The following is a 2,107-nucleotide window of genomic DNA, read 5'->3' as shown; positions in this document are numbered from 1 at the left end:
ATTACATGAAAGGCGTACTTGCCGCTGCACGGGAAAATTATGATGAAACCTACAAGCAGTTCAAAATAGCTCGGGGAATGGAAGGTGGGGCTCAAGAACTGGATAGGGCCCTGAATTTGCTGGACAAGATTTATGTTCCTGATTACCTTATAGAGTTTTATCAGGCGCTTCTCATGGATCTCGATGAAGAAAACCAACTACAAAACCTCATAAGCTACGCGGCCAGAAACAAAGGGATACAGTGGATAGCGGGTTTCTTACAAGGACTGCCAGAGCCAGCTAAGATATCAGATGCTCTTCAAGCAACGGGGACATTATACGCTATTACAGAATACTATCCAGACTCTGATATGGTTTACTTGACGTTGATTGACAATTCGGGTAAAAAGCTCCTTCGGATGCCCGGTGTCAGTTATGGACGCTTTTTCAAAGCAGGGCTCTTTTACGTTGATTTTTCAGGGAATTATCCGAAAGTTATCTATGAAGGTGAAGAGAAGAAATTCTGGGATGGTTACAACGCTGTTGATACTTCCCCGCTTGGCGACAAGTTTTTGATCTCCAACGATGATCACTTGAAATGTATTAGCTCTGAATTTGAACTGCTTTGGGAACAGGATCTTTCGCCTTACGACGCTTTTCCGATCTCCTGGTCAGTGGATGAAAAGTATCTCCTGATCGAAAACTATGATGATTACATCCGCACACTGATCAATGCAGAGACAGGAGAACCGGTTAAAACCTTTGAAAATGTTGACGAATATGACTATCTGTTTCTTGGAAAATCCAATGAGGTCTATAGTATTGATTACGACGGTAATATTCAGATGCTTTCCCCTATCAAGCCTCTCCTGACGTCACGATTGGCAAAATGGGCAATTATGGTGGATGAAGAAAATCTATTGTACTTCGAATCTGTTTCAGGATTTCTCGATGATCTGTACCTGGGAAATCTTTTGCTTTATAGTACTCAGAGCCATACCGAAAAAGTAATCGCTTCTGATGTGCTTTTTGTTCCTTCGTCTATTCCCTCGATGTCTATTAAAGTTGGGAAGATTCTTTACGCTGGTTATGACACAACCAACGAAAAGGGCTTTATGGAAGAGTACGACATTGAATCCGGCGAGACTACAAGATTAGTAGAAACATCGAAGGTTGTTCTGGCTTTTCCGGATCTGTTGCCAAGGTAAAGTTTGACAAACTCTTCTGTTCGTAGAGGCGCCGTTCAAGGCGCCTTTTTCATATTTTGAAAAAGAGAGCTATTTTGCTATACTATGCTTGATTTTGAATGCCGCTAAAAGCAGGTGTGAGTTGTGCTAAATTATGTGATCAGAAGACTCTTTCTTCTTCCTCTTGTATTGCTTGGAGTTACACTGATAGCCTTTTCCATGATCTGGGTGCTTGGCCCCGAAGTGCTTGTGAGCGCTTATATTCAAAATCCCAGAGCTCTTGACAAAACTCCCGATACTTACGAAAGACTCGTCGCGAAATATGGTCTCGATCAACCTCTCATAATACGTTACTGGAAATGGCTCCAGAATATTTTAAAAGGCGACTGGGGGTATTCCCTTGTAGCAAAAGATAAAGTAGCAATTGCTATCTCACATAGGCTAGCTCCCACGCTTGAATTAACAGTGATTTCAGGTGTTATCATCATATTGTTGGGAGTGTGGCTTGGCACGTTTATGGCTGGAAAATATGGTAGCTGGTTTGATAAGATAACTTCCGTAATTTCAATGATAGGTTGGTCGATACCCGAATTTATTACAGGGCTGTTGGTGTTTTTGATCTTTTTAAAATTGTTCAACTGGATCCCTGTTGGGCTTGCGTCGGCCGAGACATATGATATTGTGAATTCTTCACAATGGCATGCCTACACCCATTCACTCATAATCGATTCGATGCTAAATGGGAATTTTACAGTACTTGGTAATGCGTTGTTGAATTTGATAGAACCTGTTTTAACTCTGATAATAATGTGGACCTGCTACATTATGAGGATAACGAGAACCAGCATCATAGAAATCATGCACCTGGATTATATAAGGACAGCTCGTGCCAAGGGGCTGGAAGAAAAGAAAGTTCTGAAAAAACATGCGAGAAGAAACGC

Annotated in this window: 2 protein-coding genes; both read left to right on the top strand. The window is 41.6% G+C overall.

The genetic code is table 11. The features are described 5' to 3' along the window. Window positions 1-1,187, top strand: a 1,187-nt coding sequence (locus AC3LHT_RS07870) for a hypothetical protein (RefSeq protein WP_488662501.1), incomplete at its 5' end; no start/stop codon positions are given. A gap of 123 nt (window positions 1,188-1,310) precedes the next feature. Then, window positions 1,311-2,107, top strand: a 797-nt coding sequence (locus tag AC3LHT_RS07865; protein ID WP_488662500.1) for an ABC transporter permease, incomplete at its 3' end; no start/stop codon positions are given.

Source organism: Kosmotoga sp. (genome assembly GCF_982836095.1).
The sequence above is the reverse complement of the archived record's forward strand: the minus strand, read 5'-3'. Positions and strand labels throughout refer to the sequence as shown.